Origin of the sequence: Bacillus sp. NH11B, from assembly GCF_001884205.1 — a bacterium.
In the GTDB taxonomy this organism is placed as follows: Bacteria; Bacillota; Bacilli; order Bacillales; family Bacillaceae_G; genus Bacillus_A; species Bacillus_A proteolyticus.
Window position 1 is genome coordinate 1 of the sequence record NZ_MAOG01000154.1, and the last position, 613, is coordinate 613.

Annotated in this window: 1 pseudogene; it reads right to left on the reverse strand. The window is 38.3% G+C overall.

From position 1 onward, the window contains the following. Window positions 1-212: 212 nt before the first annotated feature. A pseudogene (locus BAU27_RS30500) lies at window positions 213-613 on the reverse strand (hypothetical protein); the annotation flags it as partial.

Sequence of the window (613 nt, forward strand, 5' to 3'; positions counted from 1 at the left end):
CCAATATCAATCCAACCATCTTTGCGAGAGTAAATGTCATACGGAAGAGAACCATCCATTCTGCCTAAGTAGCTTCCAGCTGGAACACCTGGCGCTGAGTATTTATTAATACCGAAACCAGGTGCATATTTTGAATAAGCAACGGAACACTATTTAACTAATTTTTCTATTCTTATAAAACATAAAAAATAGCTTCTATTGGGATTGTTTTTTTATCGAATATCTAAAATATCAAAGTGTTCTTCAGGTGCCCAACTATTTCTACCAACATCGATCCATCCTTCTTTACGAGCATAAATCATGACAGGCGCTTTTGAAGAAATTGTACCTTTATATGGACCATCAATACCATCGTAATAATTTACTCCCCATCCTTCTGGATACTTTGATACTGCTTTGAAAGGCCAGTAATTATAATGTTCAGCCTTTACCCAACGACTTCTACCTAAATCTAACCAAACATCACCATCTGCTCCCCAGTAGGCACCCCAATATAATACTTCCGCTGCTGTTGTAAAACGTCCTTGAAAAGAACCGTGTGGTTTATCATGATAGTTAACACCAAACCCTTCTGGATACTTTGATTTGGCGAACCCAATACCCTCTGGTTGCG